A 22,460-nucleotide genomic window follows, 5' to 3' on the forward strand; every position below is an offset into this window, starting at 1 on the left:
AGAAATTGCGCGTATTCAAGATTCGCAATAATTACGTTTTATTCCGCTTTAATTTCTTAGGCGTTTAAATCAGGGCGCTATCTTTAGTCATCGATCTGTCACATGCGGTCTACGATAATCTGGGCGCCCGGCAAAATCCGACCAACACAACCTATCCGGGCGGCTCTCATGAAGAGCAAAAATCACACGCTAGACCTCGGGGATTTGCATAAATGACTATCCGTCATCGCATCACGCTATTGGTAATTCTGATGTTCGTCGCGCTGTCCGCCATCGGCGGCTATGCGGTCTATCAGACCCGGCACAGCGCTGCCGAGGTCAAGCAGGTGACAGAAGGGGTAGTGCCTAGCGCGCTCGCCTCGGCCGATCTGGTCTCCCAGGTCAAGGACGTGCAGCTCGCCATCATGACGCTCGTGTATGCGCCGGACGGCAACGTCGTCGCGCAGGCTCAGGACGAACTCACGAAGAAGAAAGCGACGTTGCAGCAGGCGCTTGCCTTGCAGGCTCACGACGCCGCCAGCCTGGCGCAGAAGGGTCTCGTATCTCAGGCCGCCGACAGCCTCGAGAACTATTTTTCGGCAATTGACGACACCGCCAAGATGAAGGCCGCCGGCAAGAACGAGCTGGCGCAGGCGTATCTGTTCGCGAACGTGGCCCAGTATCGCGACGAGCTCGAAGGCATCGTCGAGACGCTGCGCATCGAGAAGAACCGCGAGAAAGACGAGGCCATCACCACGCTAAACGGTACGCTGGCGACGACCACGACCGCCATTGCAATCGTCACCGGTATTGCGATCATCCTGCTGACGTCGATCGGGTCGCTGCTGTATCGCCAGATCACGCGACCGCTGACCCGCATGCAGGAGATGATGAGCGAGATCGCATCGAGCCAGGACTTCACTCGTCGCGTGCCGGTGGGCCGCATGGACGAAATCGGTCACTCGATCGTGGCGTTCAACGGCATGATCGAGAAGATTCAGGAAAGCTCGCTGCAACTCAAGCAGAAGACCGCGGACATTCAGGCGATGTTGCAGAACATGCAACAGGGCATTCTGACCGTGGTGGAAGGGGCGGTCGTCCACTCCGAATATTCTGCCTATCTGGAAGCGATCTTCGAGACCAACGACATTGCTGGCCGCAGTCTGATGGACCTGGTGTTCGCGGGCACCGATCTCGGCGCGGACGTGTTGTCGCAAGTCGATGCCGCGAGCTTTGCATGTCTCGGCGAAGATGCAATCAACTTTGCATTCAACGAACACCTGCTGGTCACCGAGATCTCCAAGCGCATGCTCGATGGCCGCGTGAAGATTCTCGATCTGAACTGGTCGGCCATCACCGATGACAGCGACACGATCGTGCGTCTCATGCTGTGCATTCGCGACGTCACCGAGTTGCGCAAGCTCGCGGCAGAGGCCGGCGAGCAGAGGCGCCAGCTGGAAATGATCGGCGAAATTCTGGCGGTGAGCGAAGAGAAGTTCCATCACTTCATCGAGAGCTCCGCGGGCTTTATCAACGAGAACGAGCGCATCATTCGCCAGCATTCGCAGGCGGACCGCGAAGCGATCTCGGAGCTGTTCCGCAACATGCACACCATCAAGGGCAACGCGCGGACCTACAACCTGCAGCATCTGACCAACATCGTGCACGAGACTGAGCAGCGTTATCACGAACTGCGTCATTCGGAAGAGGTGCACGCGGCGTGGGATCAGGACAGTCTGATGCAGGAACTGGCCCGTGTGCGCGCCGCTGTCGAGAGCTACGCGACGATCAACGAAGTCAGCCTTGGCCGCAAGGGTGCGAGCCGCCGCGAAAGCGCGGAGCGTTTCCTGATGGTCGACATCGCGCATATTCAGGAGAGCCTGCGTTTGCTCGAAGCCGCGAAGGCCGACGATCTGCACGCGCTGCAATCGATGCGCCAGAACGTGCGTCAGGCTTTGCGCGTGCTCGGTACGGAGAGCGTAGGCGAGGCCCTGTCGGGTGTGCTCGAATCGCTGCCGTCGCTGGCGCAGGAACTGGGCAAGGCAACGCCGCAAGTGCAAATTGACGACAACGGCTACCGCTTGCGGCGCGAGGCGGGTGGTGCGCTGAAGAACGTGTTTATGCACCTGCTGCGCAATTCCGTCGACCATGGTCTCGAAACCGCCGACGTGCGCACTGCGCAAGGCAAGCCCGCCGCGGGCGCGATCAATATCGAAGTGGGCATGCACGGGGAAACGGTGCAGATCACGCTCAGCGACGACGGCCGCGGCCTCGCGCTGCAGCGGATTCGCGGCATGGCGCTCGAGAAGGGCTGGATTGCAGCCGATCAGGAGCTGAGCGACGAGGAAATCGCCGAGATGATTTTCCGTCCGGGCTTCTCGACGGCCGATAAGGTTACCGAAGTATCGGGCCGCGGTGTCGGTATGGACGCTGTGCGCGACTTCCTCAGGCGTGAGCACGGCAGCATCGCCCTGCGCTTCACCGACGACCACAAGGGCGCCGGTTTCCGCCAGTTCCAGACCATCGTGAGTCTGCCGGCGAGCCTCGCGGTCGATACCGCGGGCATCCCGACACGCGGCGATGCGGACCAGCTGGAACTCGATACGTTGGCCGATTGAGCGGCTGACTCTTGCCGCTCACTGTAATGGACATTCGGAAGGATTGGCTGTGATTCAACAGGTTCTAGTAGCAGCGCTGGCCGGCAGCGCCGTCACCGCCCTCGTGGCACTGGCCGCGTACCGCCTGGCGAGCGCCAGGGCGGTGCACCGCTTGCGCGCGGAAGCAGATCGTCAGACGGCAACGCTATCGCAGGCGAGCGCCGCGCAACGCGAGTTGATCGGCGTGCACGAGCAACACATGCAGGAACTCGAAGCCTCGCTCGCCCAGTTGCGCGACGAGCTGAAGACGCAGTCGGACAGCGCGGACGCAGTGCGCACGGAGCTGAAGGCTGCGCTCGACAGCAAGGACCAGTTGGGGCACAAGGCCGCTCAGCTTGCGGCGGAAGCCGCGCGCCTCAAAGGTCTGGCGGGCACGTTCGAACGCTGGCATGAACAGATGATCTCGCTGATGACGCAGAACCAGGACATGCACACGAAAAACCACGAGCTGTCTTCGATTGTTCGTCACGTGGTGATCGTTTCGTTGAATGCGTCGATCGAGGCGGCCCGTGCGGGCACGGCAGGCCGTGGCTTCGCGGTGGTGGCGAGCGAGGTGCGGGCACTCGCTGCGCGCTCGGAAGAGCTGTCGAAGAGTTACCGCGACAGTCTGCATAGAAACGACCTGACGACCACGGCGACCTTCCAGGACATCCAGGCAGGCGGCAAGATGATTGCCGCGTCGCTCTCGAGTGTCGAGTCGCTGGCTAACCAGTTTCACGCAACGCTTCACTAGTGGGTATCGACGTGATCAGTGCTCATGCAAAGGAAAGCGTTGAACACATCTTCTTCAGGGCGATCAGATCGCGCCTGACGATGGAGGCGAGCGACGTCTGCGAGATCGTCCCGGCGGATGCGCATGGCGCACACAGCCTGTCCGATGGCAACCTGGTTATCCTGACGATCTCCGGAATTGCGTTCCGTCTGCTGCTGATTCTTCAGTACGATGAAGACGAGCGTACGCAAGGCTACTTCCTAAGAGAAGAGTCGGAGCGTCCCTTCCTGGAAGTGTTTCTTGAGATCTGCAATCTGTGCTGTGGAGCCGTGAATCAGGAGTTGCTCCAGTACTTTCCGGATCTGGGCATGTCGACGCCTTATGTGCTGAGCGCACGTTGCAGGCCCTATCTGGAGGCGCTCAAGCCGGAGTTTCTGGCGTCGTACTCCGTGTCGATCAACGATGCCGTCAAGTTGGGGGCGACGATCTGCATGTGTGCGCATGCGCCGATCGATTTTGTTGCCGAAGCGAGTGCGCTCGAAGATACCAGCGGTGAACTTGAACTGTTTTGAAACCGGCCTCGACTTATTTTGATCGATGCCATAGGAAATAGACATGTCGAAAATTCTTGTTGTGGATGACTCGAGCACGGTGCGTGACGAGGTAGCCGGCTTCCTGAAGAAAAATGGTCTCGACGTCGATACGGCAGTGGACGGTAAGGACGGCCTCACCAAGCTCAAGGGCAATCCGGGCATCAGACTCGTGATCAGCGACGTCAACATGCCGAACATGGACGGCCTGACGATGGTCGAAAAGATTCGTGGTGAACTCGGCAACAGCACGGTCAACGTCATCATGCTGACCACCGAAAGCAGCCCGGCGATGAAGGAACGCGGCAAGGCAGCGGGCGTGAAGGGCTGGATCGTCAAGCCGTTCAAGGGCGATGCCGTGCTGGAAACGTTCAGGAAGCTGGCAAGCTGATTGACACCGGGTGTGCAGGGGCGCTTAGCCTCCGCACGCCTGGATTGCCGCGGCTGCAATGGCCGCGGATTTGCGTCTCTCATTTCCTGGGAGCGCTTTAACGCCCTCGCCGCGATGGCGGGGTCACGCCATGCCGTAAGCGAAATTCCGTGCGCTTCAGTATCATTGACACCGAATGGCCGGCGCTGCGCGCCAGTCTGGAGCGAAAGATGGCGCGCGCGGAGGGCGGCCGAGCGGCCCCAGCCCGCGCGAAACATCAATAAAACACGGAGATTTGCAGTGACATCCGAACCAGTGATCGAGACATGGCTCGCCGAGGAGGCGGAGATTGTGAGCCGGCTGGAAGCGGGACCGGGCCCCGGACTGGCAAGCCCCGAACAGGTTGCCGGCAAGACCGGGCTGGAATTCCTGCAGGCCATGCTGCGCGGCGAAGTACCCTACGCAGCGATAGCGAAGACCCTGGACTTCACGATTGTGGAAGTCAGTGACGGCGGCTGCGTGTTTCAGGGTGAACCGCGGGCACAGCATCTGAACCCGCTCGGCACGATTCACGGCGGCTGGGTCGCCACGCTGCTCGATTCGGCACTCGGCTGTTCCGTACACACGAAGATGCCGCCTGGACGAGGCTATACCACGGCCGAACTCAGCGTGAACTACGTGAAGGGGCTGACGCCCCGCGTAAAACGTGTGCGTGCTGAGGGCAAAGTGATTCATTGCGGCCGCCAACTGGCAACCGCTGAAGCGCGCCTGGTCGGGCCCGACGGCACCTTGTATGCGCATGCTACGACGACCTGTCTCGTGTTCGAGATGCCCCAGCGATAACGCGCTTCCCTTTACATTGCGAGGATCATCATCGATTCCGAAACATCTCTCCGGGCTGCGGCCCGGCAAACCCAACCGGCAGCTGCGTCCGTACCCTTATCCTCCATGCAGCCTGTCGTCTCTGTCACGAATCTCTCCAAGACCTACGCTTCCGGCTTCCACGCGCTTAAAAACATCAATCTGTCGATTCGCCGTGGCGAGATCTTCGCGTTGCTAGGACCGAACGGTGCAGGCAAAACCACGCTGATCAGTATCATTTGCGGCATCGTGAAGGCGTCGGAAGGCTCCGTGGTGGTGGACGGTCATGATATTGGCACGGCTTACCGGGCGGCGCGTTCGCTGATCGGGCTGGTGCCGCAAGAACTCACTACCGACGCGTTCGAGACGGTCTGGGCCACGGTTTCGTTTAGCCGCGGACTGTTCGGCAAACCGGCGAACCCTGCGTACATCGAGAAGGTGCTCAGGGACCTGTCGCTATGGGAAAAGCGTAACAACAAGATCATCCAGCTTTCGGGCGGCATGAAACGCCGTGTGCTGATCGCCAAGGCGCTTTCGCATGAACCGCGCGTGCTGTTTCTCGACGAGCCCACGGCGGGTGTCGACGTCGAGTTGCGGCGCGACATGTGGCAACTGGTGCGCTCGCTGAGCGCGAGCGGCGTGACCATCATTCTCACCACGCACTATATCGACGAGGCCGAAGAAATGGCCGACCGCATCGGCGTGATCAACGCGGGCGAGATCATGCTGGTCGAAGACAAGGCCGAACTGATGCGCAAGCTCGGCAAGAAGCAACTGACACTGCAACTCGAAAGTCCGCTGGAACAGGTGCCGCCGGCGCTCGCCGACTATCGCCTCACGCTCTCCGCGGATGGCAACGAGTTGATCTATACCTACGACACGGAACGCGAGCAAAACAGCATCATCGCCTTGCTCAAAGCGCTAGAAGACGCAGGCATTCGCTTCAAGGATCTGCAGACGACGCAGAGTTCGCTCGAAGACATCTTTGTCAGTCTGCTCAGAGGTGATCAATGAACATTTACGCAATCCGCGCAATCTACAAGTTCGAAATGGCGCGCACCTGGCGCACGCTGATGCAGAGCATTATTGCGCCGGTGATTTCCACTTCGCTGTATTTTGTCGTATTCGGCGCGGCAATCGGCTCGCGCATCAAGGAAGTGGACGGCATCACTTACGGCGCGTTCATCGTGCCGGGGCTGATCATGCTGTCGCTGTTGTCGCAAAGCATTTCGAACGCGTCGTTTGGGATCTACTTTCCACGGTTCACAGGAACGATCTACGAGTTGTTGTCCGCGCCGGTCTCGTATCTCGAGATCGTGGTGAGCTACGTCGGTGCGGCTGCAACCAAATCGATTCTGCTGGGACTGATCATTCTCGCTACTGCCGGGCTCTTTGTGCCGTTGCAGGTGCTGCATCCGTTCTGGATGGTGCTGTTCCTGGTGCTCACCGCGGTGACGTTCAGCCTGTTTGGTTTCATCATCGGCATCTGGGCGGACAGTTTCGAGAAGCTGCAGCTCGTGCCGCTGCTGATCATCACGCCGCTGACGTTTCTCGGCGGAAGCTTCTATGCGGTCAATATGTTGCCGCCGTTCTGGAAGATCGTGACCCTGTTCAATCCGATCGTGTACCTGGTGAGTGGTTTTCGCTGGAGTTTTTACGGCTTGGCAGATGTGGACGTCGCGGTGAGTCTCGGCATGACCGCGCTGTTCCTGGCCATTTTTCTGGTTATCGTCGCGTGGATCTTCAAGACGGGGTACCGGTTGAAGAGCTGACGGTCTGCTATGCTCCGGTCCGGCGATTCAGCCTTATCGACCCTGTCGCGCTGCATTAAGGATTTCCTGACCCGCGATTCAGCATCCATGTCGGGCATTTTCCACGCTTCCTGACTGCAACCCGGTGACCGCGCGCCTAGCATTGGATATCGAAATCGTTTATCCGGTTGGTGCGCCATGTTCCCCTATCTGTCCGAGCGCGAAAATGCAGTGGAGCAGATCAACTCGATCTGCATGCATCTGTTCGACACATGGTGTGAGCAGCGAAACGTTACCTCGCTGGCGTATCTGCTGCATTGCTGGCCATTGACCGATAGCGAGCCTGCATCGATTCGCAGGCTCGGCGAGACCTTATGGGAACTGCGCAAAACCCACAGTGAAATGCTAGGTGGCGCGGTCGAGCGGACCTTGCTGAATGTGGCAGATCTGGTGGACGAGGTCCTGTTACACGCCTCGGTACCGGATACGCTCGCCATGGCCGGCTGATCTGCATGATCTGACTGGCTGGCAAGCCGGCTAGCGCAGCGAATTGGGATCGAACCAGAGATCCTTGCGCGACAACGGAACCCATGCCGGCAAGTACGGATTCTTGAGCTCGATGACGGTACGATCCGGCAGTTTGAGATCGATGAGTTGCCGGGCGAAGTGCTGGTTGAAGAACGCGTCGAAGCTGCCGTCTTTTTTCATCTGCTCGAGCCCATCGCGGATGCGGGCGGCGAGCCGCGGCTCCGACTTGCTGACATAAAAGAACTGCGCGAACGGGTAGCGGATCAGCAGGTGCCGATCTATCACGAGGCGCGGATACTGAGGGCCATAGGCAAGTACTTCCCCCGGGGCTTCCGTGACGCCCCGTGGAAACAGGTCGAAACGTCCATGTAAAAGCATCAGAAAAAGCGATTCGTAGGTTTGTGCAGTTCTTACGGGCACATGGTTGTATTCATAGACGCGGACGTCGCCCCAGTTGCTTCCCTGGCCGACCGACAGCGTGCGGAGTTGCTCGAGCGTCTGAACGGCGTCGATCTTCGACTGGTTATCCGAGTCGATCAGCGCAACGCGGTAGCCGAGCAGTCCCTTGTCGATCGGGAACGGAACGGGAATCATGTCCTCGTCGAATTCCTTGTGCCCTGCATCGCTGATCATGATGTTGATACGGTCGCCCTTCAGGGCTTCTTCATGCGAACGCGCGACCGAAATGGTTTCGGTGTAGGGCTCTTCGACGTAAGGGCCGTAGGCTGGCGTCGTACGTTTGAGTACTTCCGTAAGGAGTTCGAATGGGTAGGCGTAGCGAACCCGGAATTCATCAGACTTTAGCGGTTTGACGGTATCCAGGGCGAACGCGGGCAGGACGGTCGCAGCGCAGACAAGCAGCCCCGCGGCGAGGCCACGCACCACCGAGAGGGCGCTTCGGCGCCGTGGCGCGCTGCTACCCGGCGCTCTATGGGTAGACCGCGGATCGGCAACGAGTGCAGAATAGGGAAAACGAGAACCAGGGCACTCGCGGGGGAATATGGCTCTCAACACGTTCGGCGCATGGTGGAGTTCGCTCAATCGCTTTCGCCACAGCGTGGTTCTGCGGCTTCTCGCGACGGTATTCCTTTTCAGCTGCGTAGTCACGCTTTTGCTGACTGCGTTGCAACTCTACCGTGATTATGACCGAGGAATCGAACGGGTCCAAAATCGTCTCGCGGACATCGACAGAAGCTACAGCGGCGGCGTCGGCGAGGCGCTCTGGCGGCTCGATCAGCCGCAACTGCAAATCGAGCTGGACGGCATTCTGCGTCTCGAAGATATCTGCGCTGCCGAGGTTATCGAAGCCGGTGCGGGTGCCGCGCCGATGGTCGTGACGGCGGGGCGGCGCACGGCTGGTCCGGCAATAGCCCGCGAATTTCCGCTGCTTTACCGGGTGCAGGGCAAGGATCAGCGGATCGGCACGCTCTATGTCCAGGCCACCCTGGCTAATCTGTACCACGAACTGACGCATACGGCGCTGCTCATTCTGGTGAGCCAGGCGGCCAATACGTTCCTCGTTTCGCTGTTTGCAATCTACATCCTGTCCCGGCTCGTGACGCGGCATCTTGCTGCGATCGCGAGCGGTGTCGGCGACTACGACTTTCACGAAACGCCGCAGCCGCTTGGCCTGCAACGGCGGGCACCCAATGCGCCGGATGAACTCGATCGCGTGGTGGCGGCGTTCAACGCGATGGGCGCGCGGCTGCATCGTGCGTATCTCGAGGAGCGCGCGGCCGCAAGGGAGCGCGAGGCACGCCAGGCCGCCGAGGCGGCGAATCGCGCCAAGGGCGAATTCCTCGCCAACATGAGCCACGAATTGCGCACGCCGCTGAACGGCATTCTCGGCTACGCCCAGATCTTGCGGCGTGACCCTGCGCTCGGCGAGCGGCAGCTCGAAGGTGTTGCGGTGATCCAGCGCAGTGGCGAGCACCTGTTGACGCTGATCGACGACACGCTCGACTTCGCAAAGATCGAAGCCGGCAAATTGCGCGTCCAGATTGGCGACGTGCCGCTGGCGGGGCTGGTTGACGTGCTGCGCGAGATCATCGGCGTGAAGGCGGAGCAGAAGGGTCTGGATTTCATCTGCGAAATCGCCGGCGATGCGCCTGCCGGCGCGCGTGCAGACGGACAGCGCCTGCGCCAGGTGCTGCTCAATCTGCTCGCGAATGCCGTCAAATTCACGGACCATGGCAGCGTGAGTCTGCATATCATGAGGGCTGAGCCGCGGGCAGTGCGCTTCGAGGTACGGGACACGGGTGTCGGCATGCTCGCTGAGCAGTTGGAGACGATTTTCGAGCCCTTTGAACAGGTCGGCCGGCCCGAGCGCCGGGTTGGCGGCACCGGGCTGGGTCTTGCGATCAGCCGCCAGTTCGTCCGCGCAATGGGTGGCGAGATTCACGTCGAAAGCCGGGTTGGAGAAGGCAGCCTGTTCTGGTTCGAGCTTGCGGCGGCGCTCGCGCTGCCGGACGCCCCGGTGACTGCGCTCCCCGCGCGGGATGTGACGGGCTACGACGGTCCTCGCAGGAAGGTGCTGGTGATCGACGACGTGCCGGTCAATCGTGCGGTTGTCATTACGTTGCTCGAGCGGCTCGGGTTCGACACCGTCGAAGCGGCGACCGGCCGTGAAGGGCTTGAACAGGCCCAACACGAGCGGCCGTCGCTGGTTGTTACAGACATCGTGATGCCCGACATGGATGGCCTCGAAGTGACCCAGCGGCTGCGCCAGTCGCCGGGCATTGCGGATGTGCCGATCATCGCGGTGTCCGCGAGTCCGTCCGGCACTGACGAGAAACGGAGCCTCGACGCCGGCGTGAATGCCTTTCTCCCGAAGCCAGTCGATTTCGACCGGCTGCTTGAGAAGATCGCGGCGTTGCTCGGCCTGGAGTGGACGTATGCAACAGCACCGGCGACGGCAACCGCAACGGCACAACAGGGCGTGTCGTTGTCCGAAGCGAGTCTTGCCGTGCCGTCGCAGGAAATGAACGAGTTGCACCGCCTCGCCCGGCATGGCGACATGAGGGAAATTTCGCTCTGGAGCGAGCGCGTCGCGGCACTCGACGCACGCTATGCCCCGTTCGCGGAGCAGGTGCGTCTACTGGCGAAGGGCTACCAGTCGAAGGCGATTCTTGAGTTGGTCGAACAAAATCTTGTGCAAAGGCCGGCACCATGAGCGACACAACGGGCCAACTCAGCGAGCAGCCCACCATCCTCATCGCCGACGATACGCCCGCCAATCTGGGCGTCGTCGTCGACAGTCTGACTGAACGCGGCTTTCGCGTCCTTGTCGCGCTCGACGGCGCGGAAGCGCTCGAGCGCGCTCAGTTCTCGCAACCTGATCTGATTCTGCTCGACGTCAAGATGCCCGGCATCGACGGCTTCGAAACCTGCCGGCGCCTGAAGATGGACGATCGCACCCGCGATATTGCGGTGATCTTCATGACCTCGCGTACCGGCAGCGAGGACATGGTCGAAGGATTTTCTGCGGGCGGCGTCGATTACCTGACCAAGCCCGTACACGTAGAGGAAATGATCGCGCGCGTCAGCACACATCTCGCACTGCGAACGATGCACAAGCAACTGGTTGTGCAGAACCGGCAACTGCTCGCGGAGGTGTCGGTGCGTCAACAGGCCGAGGCAGCATTATCGCGTGCGCGCGACCAGCTGGAGGGGCGCGTCGCGCTGCGCACCGCCGAACTGGCGCGAGCGAACCAGAGTCTGCTGGCGCAGGTCGAGGAGCGCAGACGCGCCGAGGCGAAACTGCTGTCGAGCGAGGCGCGTTTTCGTGCGATTGTCGAGACGAGCCCGGTGCCGTTATGCATTACCTCGATGCCGGGCGGGCAGCTTCTCTATACGAACGGGCCGTTCCAGGAACTGTTCGGACTCGACCTGCTCAACGACGCTGCGAATGTCGTGGACTTTTACGCCGATCCGCTGGAGCGCGACAGCCTGGTCGATCACTTGCAGCGCGAGGGGAGTTTTCACAACAGCGAGATTCAGTTCACGCGCCCGGATGGCTCGGTATTCTGGGCGATGGCGACGGCCCGCGTGGCGACCTATAACGAGGCGCCCGCCATTTACGTCGGCCTGAACGACATCACGGAGCGCAAGCGCATCGAACAGGCGCTGCTAGAATCGCGGGAACAGCTACGCGAGCTGTCGGCCTACATGGAAGCGATTCGCGAAGAAGAAAGAAAGCGCATCGCGATGGAGATTCACGACGAACTGGGGCAACTCCTCACGGCGTTGAAAATGGATGTCTCGCTGCTCAAGATGCGGCTCGCCGGCGACTCGGATGCGGCGAAAAAGGCCGACGACATGCGCGAACTGGTTGAAACGACCATCTGGATGGTGCGCAACGTGGCGAGCCATCTGCGGCCCGCTGCGCTCAATTTCGGCATCGTTTCCGCGCTCGAGTGGCTGGTTGAAGATTTCAGCCGGCGTAACAACATTCCCTGCCAGTTTCGCATCAACGGAAGCGAGCCTGTGCTTCCGGATGCTCATGCAACGGCGGTATTTCGCATCGTTCAGGCCTCGCTCACGAATGTTGCGCGCCACGCCCGCGCCACCAGGGCAGACGTCACGCTAACGCGCTCCGCGAACGGCCTCGATCTGCACGTGAGCGACGACGGCTGTGGTTTCGATCAGGACGCAGCGCGCAAAGGCGATTCTTACGGTGTGCTTGGCATGCGCGAACGCGCCCGCCTGATTGGCGCCTCGCTGCTGATCGACAGTTCACCCGGTACAGGTACCTCAGTTTCGATTCACATTCCGCTAGACGAGGAACCTCACACATGATCAAGATACTTATTGCAGACGACCACGCTATCGTGCGCGGCGGATTGAAGCAGATCATCGCGACGACCGCGGATATCGTCGTGAGCGGAGAAGCGGCGCAAGGCTCCGAAGTGGTCGAGAAGCTGCGCACGTCCGAGGTCGACCTGCTGCTCCTCGACATGACCATGCCGGGCATCAGCGGAGTCGACCTGATCCGGCGCGTGCGTGCCGAGCAGCCGTCGTTGCCGGTGCTGGTGCTGAGCATCCACAACGAGGCTCAGGTGGTGTCGCGGGCCTTGCGCGCGGGCGCGACCGGCTATGTGACGAAGGACAGCGATCCCGAGGTCCTGCTTACCGCGATTCGCAAACTCGCAAGCGGCGGCCGCTTTATCGACCCGAAGCTGGTTGACGCGATCATCTTCGAGACGCACTCGGGCGATGCGCCGCCGCACGAAATTCTGTCCGACCGCGAATTTCAGGTGCTGCAGATGCTGGCGTCGGGCAAAAGCATCAACGACATCGCCGAGGCCCTCGCGCTCAGCGCGAAAACCATCAGTACTCACAAGATGCGTCTCATGCAAAAGCTGGGTCTTGCGAACAACGCCGAGCTGATCCGCTATGCGATCAGGCACGGTCTGGCCGCCGAATAACCAGCGCGCATTAAATGTCTAAGGATTATTAGGGAAATCCTGAGCGGAGAATCAGCCGATCCGGCGTCCAACATCCGCCACTCCCGATACAGGTGCATTTCCGTTGACCCTACGATGCTTTCATGGGCACCTCGGAGGGGCTATGAGTACTGCGGAAAGGTCGTTGCGTTTTCTGGTCGAGAAGTGGCTTGGTGCGGCCAGCGCCCAACCGCTCCGCGTATTGATGACACAACGTTCGCAATCCGGCCGCATTTGCCGGGTGTGCATCGAAGCGAACTGCCCGAGTGGTCCAGTCACCCTGTTTTTCTTCCGCCATGACGACGGCAGCTGGCATGTTTTTCCGCCAGCGAATCGCCAGCCTGCAATGAGCGTTGGCCGGTTAGCCGCCTGATGGCATGACCAAGGGGAAGGAGAGATCATGGCTTACGACGAATATATCGGACTGCCGCAGTATGTGGTCGACCTGCGCGCGTGGATCACTGCGTGGTACGAACATGCGGTCAAGGTCGGCTTTATCCGGCCGCCGTTTACACTCGACGAGGCGGTTGCGGACCGGCTCGAAGGGTATTTCAAGGTCGGCCTCACACCGGTGGAAGGCGCGGATGTGATCTTCGGCGTGATGCATTGAGCTTACGGTTAGCGGCGCGCGTCGGCGCTGCCGCTAAAGCGCTTTACCATTGCGCAGCGTGGCTGCGAGGCACAGATCGGGGTAGGCCGCGTCGACGCGAATCATGTCGGCATGCACTTCCTCGATGATCCAGTCGCGCAGCGCAGCCACTACCGGGCGCAATGGACGGCTTGCCGGCCACACCAGACAGCAGCGCCGGTCCGTCACGATCAGTTCGTGCTCAGCTGGGATCAGCGCACCGTCGGCCAGCCAGTGCGACAGCACGTTCAACCAGCCCAGCGCGACTCCCTGGCCCAGCAAGGCGGCCTGCACTACGATCGCATAGTCGGAAAAGCTCAGCACGTTCGCGGCCCTGCGCTGATGCTCGGCGAACGCGGCGAAACGTTCCTGCCAGCCACGCTCGCCGTCATCCATGTTGATCACGGTGTCGTCGTGCGGACTGCCGGCGTCCAGCAACAGTTGCTCGTGATAGCGGCGATTGCATACCGGTAGCAGGACTTCCGGCATCACGAGCGCCGAGTGCTCGTCGATTTCTTCGTCGGTCCTGAAGCGCATGCCGAGGTCGACGTCGACGAGCGGGCCGCCAATGCGGCCTGAAATCAGCTGGAAACGCAGATCGACGCCCGGAAACGCCTGGTTCAGGCGGTTCATGCGCGGCATCAGCCAATGTGTGGTGAAAGCGGTCGAAACCGAGAGGGTCACCGTTTCGATGCCGGTTGCCCTGGCCTCGATTTCGCGGATTGCCGATTCGATCCCGCCAAACCCCTCCGAAATCTTCCGATACAGGATCTTGCCGTTCTCGGTCAGTTCGATGCCGCCGCGCACGCGCTCGAATAACTGCACCCCAAGATGGTCCTCCATGCGCGCAAGCATGCGGCTCACGGCCGGCTGGCTGACATATAGCTCTTCGGCGGCACGCGTGAAGTTGCCGCACCGCGCCGCGGCCTCGAACACGAACAGGGCATTGGCGCTGGGGAGTTTGCGGCGGAGATTGGGCATGACGTGATGTTATGCCTGATCCAACAATTTGGGAATTGCTGACGAAATAACAGCCACGTATATTTTTCTAACCGATGGTCCTGTGGACGGGAAACAAGCATGGACGCAAGAGCGAAAGCAGACGTGTCGATCCGTTCGGCAGCGCGGCGCTACGGTCCGGTGGTCGCGCTCGACGACGTGTCCATCGACATCGCGCCGGGCGAATTCGTTTCGCTGCTCGGGCCGTCCGGGTCGGGCAAGACCACGCTGCTCGGCATTCTGGGCGGCTTCGTGCAGCCGAGTTCGGGCTCGGTATGGGTGGGTGGCCGTGATATTACATTTGCGCCGCCCCATAAACGCGACATCGGCATCGTGTTTCAGAACTACGCGCTGTTTCCCCATATGACGGTCGGCGAGAACGTCGCCTATCCGCTGCGCGCGCGGCGCCAGCCGAAGTCGGGCTGGGCGAAGAAAGTATCGGATGCGCTCGCGATGGTCGAGTTGAGCGGCTACGAAGGCCGGCGCATTGCGCAGCTATCCGGTGGCCAGCGTCAGCGCGTGGCGCTCGCCCGCGCCATGGTATTCGAGCCGCAACTGATCCTGATGGACGAGCCGCTCTCCGCGCTCGACAAGCAACTGCGCGAAACCATGCAGATCGAACTGCGCCGCCTGCACAGAAAGCTGGGCGCGACGATCGTCTATGTGACGCACGATCAGCGCGAGGCGCTGACGATGAGCGACCGCGTTGCGGTGTTGCGCAACGGCCGCCTCGTGCAGGTCGATACGCCGGAGCATCTGTACGACCGGCCGCGCGATGCCTTTGTGGCGAGTTTTATCGGTGAAGCGACGTTGTTGAGCGTGACACGTGCCGGCGCCGATGCGGTGCTGCTCGGGGCGACCGTGCTGCGCACAGCGCATCCGCTGCCGCGTGCCGAGGCTTTGCTGCTGGCGGTGCAGACGGAGAAGCTGCGCATCCACGACAGTCGTGATGACAACGGCGCGCAGCTCAACCAGCTGCGTTGCCGCGTGACCGAGGTGCTGTATCAGGGCGAAAGCCTGCGCGTCTTTGCGACGCTGCCGGATGGTACGGCAATCAGCTTGCGCCAGCCGGGCAGTTACCACGCCCGTCTGCAGATTCCCGCGCCCGGCATGGAGATGACCGTGGTGCTCGACCCGCAGGACACCATAGTCGTGCCGGCCTGATTCATGTGCCCGGATTGCCGGGTTCTCTCATCCAGGGTTCACATCAAACTGAAGAGGAATACGAATGAAAAAACTGACCGATTTCAAGGTGCTGACGTTCGATGTCGTCGGCACGCTGATCAACTTTGAAAAAGGCGTGCTGGAATCGGTCCGGCGGCTCGGCGGCGAAGCGGCCCGCAACTTGACCGACGATCAGATCTTCGAACCGTACATCCGTGGCCGCGCGACGTATCCGGGCCGCTCCAGCCACGCGATGGCGAGCGTCTACCAGTCGTTGGCGGCTGAACTGGGCCTGCCCGCCGATCCGCAGACGGCCGCTGCTTTTCAGCGCGACGTGCTCGACTGGCCCGCGTTTGACGATTCAGTGGCGGCGTTGCAACGCCTGCGCCGGCACTTCCGGCTGGTGGCGATGACCAATGCCGATCGCGTGGCCTTGTCGGCGTATGCGCACACGCTCGGCGATCCGTTCGACGACAGCGTTACCGCCGACGAAACCGGCGTTGCGAAGCCGGACCCGCAGTTCTTCGCCTATAACCGCGGACGCCAGTCCGCCTTCGGCTACAAGTTCGGCGACATCCTGCACGTTGCGCAAAGCCAGTACCACGACATCGGCGTGGCTCGCGAGCTTGGGTATACGGTGTGCTGGATCGAGCGCCGTCAGGGGCTGCAAGGGTTTGGCGCCACGCCGATACCCGAGCGCGTGACGACACCCGACTTCAGGTTTGCGACGCTCAAGGCACTCGCTGACGCGGTCGAGGCCGAGGAGCAGGTCGCCGCATGAAACCGCCTGCCGCCCGGCAGTCCGCTGCGTCGCTGTGGTCCGCGATGGGCGGCGCGATGGCGCCCGTTAGCACCGGTGCACCGTTGGCCCGCGATCTGGTGACCGAGGTGGCGGTGATCGGCGCCGGCTATTCGGGGCTTTGTGCTGCGTACGCATTGCAAAAACGCGGCGCGGAGACGGTGGTGCTCGATGCCAACCCGGTCGGTTGGGGCGCGAGTGGCCGTAACGGTGGCGTGGTGTCGTCGAAATTCCGCCTCTCGTTTCCGACCATCGCGCGGCTGCACGGCCTCGACACGGCGCGCATGATGCATCGCCTCGCGCACGAAGGCGTGCGAGTGGTTGAGTCACTGGTCGACGAATTCAAGCTTCACTACACGCATTTTCAGCACACTGGCAGCTTGCGCTGCGCGCATACGGAGCGTGCTTTCGCAACGATTCGTGCCGAAGCGGACTGGGTGCGACAGGCGCTCGGCGATACGTCGATGTCCGTGCAATCGCGGGCCGAGGTGGCGCGCGAGACCGGTTCGAGTGCTTTCGTCGGCGGCGTATTGAGCGCCGACGCCGGCACGATCCTGCCGCTGCGCTACGTGCAAGGTATCGCCGCCGGCTTGACGACCCGCAAGGTGCCGATCTACGAGTCGAGTCCGGCGATCGACATGCAGCGCGACGGCGAAGGCGTGCTGATACGCACGCCGGGCGGCACGGTGCGCGCCAAACAGGTGATAGTCGCGACGAACGCGTATTCCAGTCTGACGCCGGCCACCGGTGCTTATCAGCGTACGCTCGTGCCGTTTCGCAGCGCGATCATTGCAACTGAGCGTTTACCCGCCGAACTCGATGCACGTCTGATGGTGGAGCAGCGCAGCTATACCGAAACGCGGCGCATGATGAAGTGGTTCCGTAAGGCAGATGGCCGGATGGTGTTCGGTGGACGCGATGCGTTTGGCAAGGAAGGACAACTCACCGGTTTTGATGCGCTGCAGCGCGCGATGGTCGCGCTGTTTCCGGATCTCGCCGGTGTAAAGGTGGAGTATCGCTGGTCGGGTTACGTCGGCATGACCTTCGATCAATTGCCGCATATCGGGCGCAGCGATGCTGTCACGACATTTTGTCTGGGGTACAACGGAGCAGGTGTGGCGATGGCCAGCCTGCTCGGTCAGCAGGCGGCGGCGCTCGCGCTCGGCGACAAGCCGGAATTGTCGCTGCTCGCAACGAACGGTTTGCAACCGGTGCCTTTTCATACGTTGCGCTCGCCGGGTGTGCGGATGGTCGCGGCGTGGTATCAGTTTCTCGATGCAATAGGTGCGTGATGTCAGCTCAGCGCGACGCTACCGCGGGGCGAACTTCTGCAGGAGATGGGTGGATGCCTTCTTTCGCGGCCGACAAGGCCGATGCGGCCGATGCGGTCGACAGGGCCAACGCGGCAGTGCGGTATCAGCGCCGCGAGGACCGCACGATGCTGCTGCTGATCGCGCCGGCGCTGATCGTGATCGTCGTGTTGCTGGTGGTGCCGCTCGCGTGGCTTTCCTGGCAATCGATCTATGCCGACGGCTTTACGCTCGAGAATTACCGGCGCATTTTCACCGACAGCGCCTACGGAGCCACGTTCGCGCTTACTTTCAAGCTTAGCTTTATCGTCACGCTCGTTACGCTGCTGCTGGGCTACCCGGTCGCGTATGCGGCCGCCGCGTTGCCGCCGAAACTGAGCGCGCTCGTGCTGGGCCTTGTGATTCTGCCGTTCTGGACCAGCGTGCTGGTGCGCACCTACGCGTGGCTCGTGCTGCTGCAGCGTACGGGGCTCGTCAACAAGACGCTGCTGTCGATGGGTGTGATCGATCATCCATTGCAACTGGCCTACAACCAGTTGGGCACGATCATCGCCATGGTGCATATCCTGCTGCCGTTCATGGTCTTGCCGCTGTACTCGGCAATGCAGAAGATTCCGGAGAATCTCGTGCATGCGGGAGCGAGCCTCGGCGGCTCGCCGTTGCACGTATTTTTGCGGGTGTTTTTGCCGCTGTCGTTAAGCGGCGTGCTCGCGGGTGCCACCCTTGTGTTCATTCTTTGCCTCGGCTTTTACATCACCCCGGAGCTGATGGGCGGCGGCAGATCGATGATGGTGTCGATGCTCGTCAGCCGTAACGTGGAGCTCTACGATAGGTGGGGGGCAGCGAGCGCCGTCAGCGTGGTGCTGCTCGTCTGCGTGTTTGCGATCTTCTACGCTGTGAGCCGCGTGATACCGCTCGAGAAGACCTTGGGGGCGAAATGAAAAGATCCGCATCCGGCAAGCTTGTTTTAGGCGCGGTGGTCGTGCTGATCCTGCTGTTTCTGATCGTGCCGGTTCTGATCGTCGTGCCGCTGTCGTTTTCCGACACGCGTTTTATGACCTTCCCGCCGCCGGCCTACTCGCTGCGCTGGTACGAAGCATTCGTCGGCAGCCCGACATGGATGGCTGCCGCGCGCACCACGCTGACGGCTTCCGTGTCCGCGGCCTTGATCGCTACGCCGCTTGGCGTCGCGGCGGCGTATGGGATCCAGAACGGCACCCACTGGAGCATGCGCTATGTGCGTCTCGTGCTGATGCTGCCATTGATGGTGCCGATCATCATCGTCGCGGTCGGGGTGTTCTTCGTATATGCGCATACGGGGCTCGTCAACAGCATGACCGGGTTGATTCTCGCCGACACGATGCTCGGTCTGCCGTACGTGCTGATTTCCGTGAGCGCGGATCTGCGGACCTTCGATCAGACCCAGGAGATGGTCGCCCGCAGTCTCGGCATGAACCGCTTGCGCAGCTTTATGACGGTGACGCTGCCGCAGATTCGATCGAGCGTGATTTCCGCCGCGGTGTTCGTGTTCATTCAGGCGCTCGATGAGACCGTGGTCGCACTGTTCGTCTCCGGTGGCGACAATCAGACGCTCACGCGGCGGATGTTCGTCGCGCTGCGCGATGAAATCGACCCGACGATTGCGGCGATCAGTACCTTGCTGACTGCGTTGACCTTATGTCTGGTTGTGACGATTGTGGTGACTCGCAGGCCGGCTGCACGAGCCTGATCATATCGGCGATGCGTTCGGCGATCATGATGGTCGGGATATTCGTGTTGGCGCAGGGGATCGACGGCATCAGCGATGCATCGCACACACGCAAGCCTTCGACGCCCCGCACGGAGCCGCTCGCGTCGGTCACCGCTTGAGGGTCGTCGGGCGAGCCCATCCGGCAAGTGCCGGATGGATGCCAGGTGCAGCCCACTGAGCGCGTGACGAAGTGGGTTAATGCTGCATCGTCGGCGAGCAGGTTTTCGATCGTGACGCCCTGGGTAATCAGCCGGCGAATCAGCCAGCCACGCAGCGGCCCCGCGACATCGAGCAGTGCGCTGAGCGCGCCACGCTGTAGTGCGTTGAACCTGCCGGGCACTGCGACTTTCGCGACACGCGGCGAATAGCTCGAGGGAAAGATCGTGCCGCGCATCCCTGCCATTGAACTCCCGGCAAGCGTGGTAGCGCCAAGGCGCATTGCGAGCTTCAGGCGCTCGAGGTCGCGCGGGTCGGACAGCATGTTGAATTCGACCGACGGTTCGTCGCGCGGATCCGCTGAGGTGAGTTTTAGCTGGCCGCGCGAGTACGATTTGTTCACCCAGAAGAATATCGTACCAAGCCGGTATCCGATCGAATGCCAGCCGGAGCGGGACAGAATCGCACCGTGCATGTCGCCGGCTACGGTGTCCGGCAAGCGGGAGGAGAAGCGCACAATGGCCTGCTCGTGATGCTCTTCCGGGTACGGCGTGCGGCCTGCGCGCGGCAGCCAGGCGGAAACGGCGATCGAAGGATGCTCCATCAGGTTGCGGCCCACCCCGGGTAAATCGGCCACGAGGGGAATGCCGAGCGCGGCAAGGTCGGCGGCTGGGCCGACGCCGCTGCGCAGCAGCAGCGCGGGACTATGAATTGCGCCTGAGCAAACGATGGTTTCCTTCGCGTAGAGATCTTCTGTCGAACCGTCTTCGTGCCGCAATCGCGCACCTGTCGCACGCACGTCTTCGAAGTGGATGCGCTCGGCGAGGAGGTGAGTGCGGATTGTCAGATTCGGCCGTTTCCGGACTGCGTCGCTCAGATAGCAGACCGAGGTCGGAATGCGCTCACCGTTCTCGCTTACCGCTATCGAGCCGACATAGGTCCCGTCCTGCCATGGGCCATTCTGATCTGCGCGCCGCGGATGGCCGAGCTGTTCCAACGCACCCAGCACGGCTCGAACGAACGGCGACAAGCGAGCCCATTCGGTACGCCGGATGCGCACCGGACCTTGCTGGCCATGCAGTTCGCCGTCGAAGTCGCAATCCGTTTCGAGCTTGCGGAAATACGGCAGGCAGGCTTGCCAGTTCCAGCCATGCGCACCGAGCGCTTCCCATTCATCGTAGTCGGCGGGAGCGCCGCGATTAGCCATCAGCGCATTGATCGCCGAACCGCCGCCTAACAGGCGCGCCTGCTCGTAGCGCCGGGATGTGCCTGTGCTCGTGCCGGCCGCAGTGGTGCCAGGGGCGAACCGCGTAGACATCACCGCAGTAAGCCGCCGCCAGATATTGCTGACGTCGAGATACGCGCGACCGGGATAGCGGCTGCGGATCGCATCCGGCATGCTCGCCTGCGAGATGTCCCGGCCGGCCTCGACGAGGCACACGGTCTTCTGCGGATCTTCCGAAAGACGCGCGGCGAGCACGCAGCCCGCCGAGCCTCCACCCAGAATCAGATAGTCGATCACGTGGCGCGTTGCGTCTATTGCATGAACTTGAGCCAGCGGGCACGAGCGGCGATACCGGCATCGGAGGCCCACCATTCTTCGGAGAGCAGGGCCTGTTTCGCGGCATTGGCGGGCGAACTCGGCAGCTCGCTGGCACGTTGCGCGGTGATCTTGCCGGTCTTGAAGGCAGCCGGATTACCCGGCCCGTAGTCGATATAAAGCGGCAGATTAGCCTGCAGATCGGGCGAGAACGCCGCGTTGAGGAATTTCACTGCGGCCGCCTGGTTCGGCGCGTTCTTCACGATGCACAGTTGCGTGTTCTGCAGCAGGCCATCGTTGAAGGTGAAGTCGACATCGGGATCGTCTTTGCGCACCGCGCTGGCGCGGCCATTCCAGATCATTTCCATGTCGACTTCGCCGTCGTGCAGCAACTGCGCCGATTGGCCGCCCGAGGTCCACCAGACCGTGATGTCCGGCTTGATCTGCTGCAGCTTCTTGAAGGCGCGATCCACGTCGAGCGGATAGAGCTTGTCGCGTGCCACGCCGTCTGCGAGTAGCGCGGCCTCGAGTGTGCCTTGCGGATCGTTGCGCAGGGCACGCGTGCCCGGGAAGTCCTTGACGTTCCAGAAGTCGGCCCAGCTTTGCGGGACTTTCTTGAGCGACTTCTTGTTATACGCAATCACCGTCGAGTAAAACTCGTAGGCCGCCGAGTACGGCGTGCGGTATTTTTCCGGTATCGACGCGGCGTTCGGGATCTTCGAGAAGTCGAGCTTTTCGATCAGGCCTTCCTTGCCGCCGCGCAGGCAGTTCGACGCGGGAGTGTCCACCACGTCCCAGATCGGCTTGCCCGCCGCAGCTTGCGCCTTGATGGCCGGGTACGCGTCGGGCACGCTGTCCTGATTGACGGTGATGTCGAGCAGTTTGGCTGCCGGATCGAGGATGGCCTTGGTCTGCGCTTCCTGGTAGACGCCGCCTTGCGAGACGAAGGTGATCTGGCCGCTCGCAGCCAGCACAGGTGTGCTCAGCAGCGTGATGGCGAGCGACAGAACAGTGACGCGACCTGGCTTCATCATTTTCACGGCGGCTATCCCCAAGGTTGAATGGTTCGTTAGCGAGGCCCGTGTCCGGATGTCATGCCACTTAGGAGTGCAGGCCGCTATCTGCGAAGCGTATCGGCGGCGCGAGGAGCCCGCGAGGCACATTGCGCCGGATACGTCGTGGTCAAAATGTAGGGGACCATTTTCCCGCTCGCAATTCCCGA

The 22,460-nt window shown here is 61.6% G+C and carries 21 protein-coding genes; 17 read left to right on the forward strand and 4 right to left on the reverse strand.

Annotated features, from left to right (window positions below):
- Positions 1 to 212 precede the first annotated feature (212 nt).
- The 8 genes from P3T24_RS00760 to P3T24_RS00795 all read left to right on the forward strand — a co-directional run bounded on the left by P3T24_RS00760 (position 213) and on the right by P3T24_RS00795 (position 7,427).
- On the forward strand, positions 213 to 2,597 hold the full coding sequence (locus P3T24_RS00760; RefSeq protein WP_429431566.1) for an ATP-binding protein: 2,385 nt from the start codon (positions 213 to 215) through the stop codon (positions 2,595 to 2,597).
- Between the two features lie 49 nt (positions 2,598 to 2,646).
- Positions 2,647 to 3,369 carry a methyl-accepting chemotaxis protein gene (locus P3T24_RS00765; protein WP_429431569.1) on the forward strand — a complete coding sequence of 241 codons (723 nt, stop codon included), beginning with the start codon at positions 2,647 to 2,649 and terminating at the stop codon, positions 3,367 to 3,369.
- A gap of 11 nt (positions 3,370 to 3,380) precedes the next feature.
- Positions 3,381 to 3,920: a hypothetical protein gene (locus P3T24_RS00770; RefSeq protein ID WP_429433208.1), complete on the forward strand. Its 540-nt coding sequence runs from the start codon at positions 3,381 to 3,383 to the stop codon at positions 3,918 to 3,920.
- A 43-nt stretch (positions 3,921 to 3,963) separates the two neighbouring features.
- Positions 3,964 to 4,329: a response regulator gene (locus P3T24_RS00775; RefSeq protein ID WP_074269162.1), complete on the forward strand. Its 366-nt coding sequence runs from the start codon at positions 3,964 to 3,966 to the stop codon at positions 4,327 to 4,329.
- A gap of 279 nt (positions 4,330 to 4,608) precedes the next feature.
- Entirely contained in the window at positions 4,609 to 5,151 is a 543-nt protein-coding gene (locus P3T24_RS00780; protein ID WP_429431572.1) for a PaaI family thioesterase, read from the forward strand.
- A gap of 105 nt (positions 5,152 to 5,256) precedes the next feature.
- The gene (locus P3T24_RS00785; RefSeq protein ID WP_074269161.1) at positions 5,257 to 6,183 is read left to right on the forward strand and encodes an ABC transporter ATP-binding protein; all 927 of its coding nucleotides are present in this window, start codon (positions 5,257 to 5,259) and stop codon (positions 6,181 to 6,183) included.
- Positions 6,180 to 6,941 carry an ABC transporter permease gene (locus tag P3T24_RS00790; protein WP_074269160.1) on the forward strand — a complete coding sequence of 254 codons (762 nt, stop codon included), beginning with the start codon at positions 6,180 to 6,182 and terminating at the stop codon, positions 6,939 to 6,941. The genes P3T24_RS00785 and P3T24_RS00790 overlap by 4 nt, the downstream gene beginning before the upstream one ends.
- Positions 6,942 to 7,118: 177 nt before the next feature.
- On the forward strand, positions 7,119 to 7,427 hold the full coding sequence (locus tag P3T24_RS00795; protein ID WP_074269159.1) for a hypothetical protein: 309 nt from the start codon (positions 7,119 to 7,121) through the stop codon (positions 7,425 to 7,427).
- Positions 7,428 to 7,457: 30 nt separating this feature from the next.
- On the opposite strand, the gene P3T24_RS00800 is transcribed toward P3T24_RS00795, so the two are convergent.
- Complete coding sequence (locus tag P3T24_RS00800) at positions 7,458 to 8,489, reverse strand: substrate-binding periplasmic protein (RefSeq protein WP_143787715.1); 1,032 nt, start codon at positions 8,487 to 8,489, stop codon at positions 7,458 to 7,460.
- Here P3T24_RS00800 and P3T24_RS00805 point away from each other — a divergent pair.
- The 4 genes from P3T24_RS00805 to P3T24_RS00820 all read left to right on the forward strand — a co-directional run bounded on the left by P3T24_RS00805 (position 8,449) and on the right by P3T24_RS00820 (position 13,502).
- Positions 8,449 to 10,620: an ATP-binding protein gene (locus P3T24_RS00805; protein ID WP_429431575.1), complete on the forward strand. Its 2,172-nt coding sequence runs from the start codon at positions 8,449 to 8,451 to the stop codon at positions 10,618 to 10,620. The two genes, P3T24_RS00800 and P3T24_RS00805, sit on opposite strands and share 41 nt — an antisense overlap.
- Positions 10,617 to 12,245, forward strand: coding sequence for a hybrid sensor histidine kinase/response regulator (locus P3T24_RS00810; RefSeq protein WP_074269156.1), 1,629 nt, complete (start codon positions 10,617 to 10,619; stop codon positions 12,243 to 12,245). The genes P3T24_RS00805 and P3T24_RS00810 overlap by 4 nt, the downstream gene beginning before the upstream one ends.
- Positions 12,242 to 12,874 carry a response regulator gene (locus P3T24_RS00815; RefSeq protein WP_429431578.1) on the forward strand — a complete coding sequence of 211 codons (633 nt, stop codon included), beginning with the start codon at positions 12,242 to 12,244 and terminating at the stop codon, positions 12,872 to 12,874. The genes P3T24_RS00810 and P3T24_RS00815 overlap by 4 nt, the downstream gene beginning before the upstream one ends.
- A gap of 418 nt (positions 12,875 to 13,292) precedes the next feature.
- Positions 13,293 to 13,502 (forward strand): hypothetical protein, encoded by a 210-nt coding sequence (locus P3T24_RS00820; protein ID WP_074269153.1) that lies wholly within the window; start codon positions 13,293 to 13,295, stop codon positions 13,500 to 13,502.
- 33 nt (positions 13,503 to 13,535) lie between these two features.
- Here the strand turns inward: P3T24_RS00820 and P3T24_RS00825 are convergent, their stop codons facing one another.
- Positions 13,536 to 14,501: a LysR family transcriptional regulator gene (locus P3T24_RS00825; RefSeq protein ID WP_429285999.1), complete on the reverse strand. Its 966-nt coding sequence runs from the start codon at positions 14,499 to 14,501 to the stop codon at positions 13,536 to 13,538.
- Between the two features lie 99 nt (positions 14,502 to 14,600).
- Between P3T24_RS00825 and P3T24_RS00830 the strand changes: the two genes are divergently transcribed.
- The 5 genes from P3T24_RS00830 (at position 14,601) to P3T24_RS00850 (ending at position 19,521) form a co-directional block, all read left to right on the forward strand.
- Positions 14,601 to 15,683, forward strand: coding sequence for an ABC transporter ATP-binding protein (locus P3T24_RS00830; RefSeq protein WP_074269151.1), 1,083 nt, complete (start codon positions 14,601 to 14,603; stop codon positions 15,681 to 15,683).
- Positions 15,684 to 15,747: 64 nt separating this feature from the next.
- A complete protein-coding gene (locus tag P3T24_RS00835; RefSeq protein WP_074269150.1) occupies positions 15,748 to 16,464 on the forward strand; it encodes an HAD-IA family hydrolase in 717 nt (238 codons plus the stop codon).
- The gene (locus P3T24_RS00840; protein WP_429431581.1) at positions 16,461 to 17,774 is read left to right on the forward strand and encodes an FAD-dependent oxidoreductase; all 1,314 of its coding nucleotides are present in this window, start codon (positions 16,461 to 16,463) and stop codon (positions 17,772 to 17,774) included. Before P3T24_RS00835 ends, P3T24_RS00840 begins: the two co-directional genes overlap by 4 nt.
- A 53-nt stretch (positions 17,775 to 17,827) precedes the next feature.
- Positions 17,828 to 18,733, forward strand: coding sequence for an ABC transporter permease (locus P3T24_RS00845; RefSeq protein ID WP_074269148.1), 906 nt, complete (start codon positions 17,828 to 17,830; stop codon positions 18,731 to 18,733).
- Positions 18,730 to 19,521 (forward strand): ABC transporter permease, encoded by a 792-nt coding sequence (locus P3T24_RS00850; protein WP_429431584.1) that lies wholly within the window; start codon positions 18,730 to 18,732, stop codon positions 19,519 to 19,521. Before P3T24_RS00845 ends, P3T24_RS00850 begins: the two co-directional genes overlap by 4 nt.
- Here P3T24_RS00850 and P3T24_RS00855 read toward each other — a convergent pair.
- Both P3T24_RS00855 and P3T24_RS00860 read right to left on the reverse strand, forming a co-directional pair.
- The gene (locus tag P3T24_RS00855) at positions 19,442 to 21,220 is read right to left on the reverse strand and encodes a GMC family oxidoreductase (RefSeq protein ID WP_429431587.1); all 1,779 of its coding nucleotides are present in this window, start codon (positions 21,218 to 21,220) and stop codon (positions 19,442 to 19,444) included. The two genes, P3T24_RS00850 and P3T24_RS00855, sit on opposite strands and share 80 nt — an antisense overlap.
- Before the next feature lie 14 nt (positions 21,221 to 21,234).
- Entirely contained in the window at positions 21,235 to 22,269 is a 1,035-nt protein-coding gene (locus P3T24_RS00860; RefSeq protein ID WP_143787778.1) for an ABC transporter substrate-binding protein, read from the reverse strand.
- Positions 22,270 to 22,460 lie beyond the last annotated feature (191 nt).

Source organism: Paraburkholderia sp. GAS33 (genome assembly GCF_050436645.1).
GTDB classification, from domain to species: Bacteria; Pseudomonadota; Gammaproteobacteria; order Burkholderiales; family Burkholderiaceae; genus Paraburkholderia; species Paraburkholderia phenazinium_B.

Bases quoted from the DNA above. Each gene is read 5' to 3' on its own strand.
- P3T24_RS00820 (WP_074269153.1), top strand. From the start codon at position 13,293: ATGGCTTACGACGAATATATCGGACTGCCGCAGTATGTGGTCGACCTG.
- P3T24_RS00810 (WP_074269156.1), top strand. From the start codon at position 10,617: ATGAGCGACACAACGGGCCAACTCAGCGAGCAGCCCACCATCCTCATC.
- P3T24_RS00845 (WP_074269148.1), top strand. From the start codon at position 17,828: ATGCCTTCTTTCGCGGCCGACAAGGCCGATGCGGCCGATGCGGTCGAC.
- P3T24_RS00785 (WP_074269161.1), top strand. From the start codon at position 5,257: ATGCAGCCTGTCGTCTCTGTCACGAATCTCTCCAAGACCTACGCTTCC.
- P3T24_RS00775 (WP_074269162.1), top strand. From the start codon at position 3,964: ATGTCGAAAATTCTTGTTGTGGATGACTCGAGCACGGTGCGTGACGAG.
- P3T24_RS00835 (WP_074269150.1), top strand. From the start codon at position 15,748: ATGAAAAAACTGACCGATTTCAAGGTGCTGACGTTCGATGTCGTCGGC.
- P3T24_RS00760 (WP_429431566.1), top strand. From the start codon at position 213: ATGACTATCCGTCATCGCATCACGCTATTGGTAATTCTGATGTTCGTC.
- P3T24_RS00840 (WP_429431581.1), top strand. From the start codon at position 16,461: ATGAAACCGCCTGCCGCCCGGCAGTCCGCTGCGTCGCTGTGGTCCGCG.
- P3T24_RS00795 (WP_074269159.1), top strand. From the start codon at position 7,119: ATGTTCCCCTATCTGTCCGAGCGCGAAAATGCAGTGGAGCAGATCAAC.
- P3T24_RS00860 (WP_143787778.1), bottom strand. From the start codon at position 22,269: ATGAAGCCAGGTCGCGTCACTGTTCTGTCGCTCGCCATCACGCTGCTG.
- P3T24_RS00850 (WP_429431584.1), top strand. From the start codon at position 18,730: ATGAAAAGATCCGCATCCGGCAAGCTTGTTTTAGGCGCGGTGGTCGTG.
- P3T24_RS00790 (WP_074269160.1), top strand. From the start codon at position 6,180: ATGAACATTTACGCAATCCGCGCAATCTACAAGTTCGAAATGGCGCGC.
- P3T24_RS00825 (WP_429285999.1), bottom strand. From the start codon at position 14,501: ATGCCCAATCTCCGCCGCAAACTCCCCAGCGCCAATGCCCTGTTCGTG.
- P3T24_RS00830 (WP_074269151.1), top strand. From the start codon at position 14,601: ATGGACGCAAGAGCGAAAGCAGACGTGTCGATCCGTTCGGCAGCGCGG.
- P3T24_RS00805 (WP_429431575.1), top strand. From the start codon at position 8,449: ATGGCTCTCAACACGTTCGGCGCATGGTGGAGTTCGCTCAATCGCTTT.
- P3T24_RS00815 (WP_429431578.1), top strand. From the start codon at position 12,242: ATGATCAAGATACTTATTGCAGACGACCACGCTATCGTGCGCGGCGGA.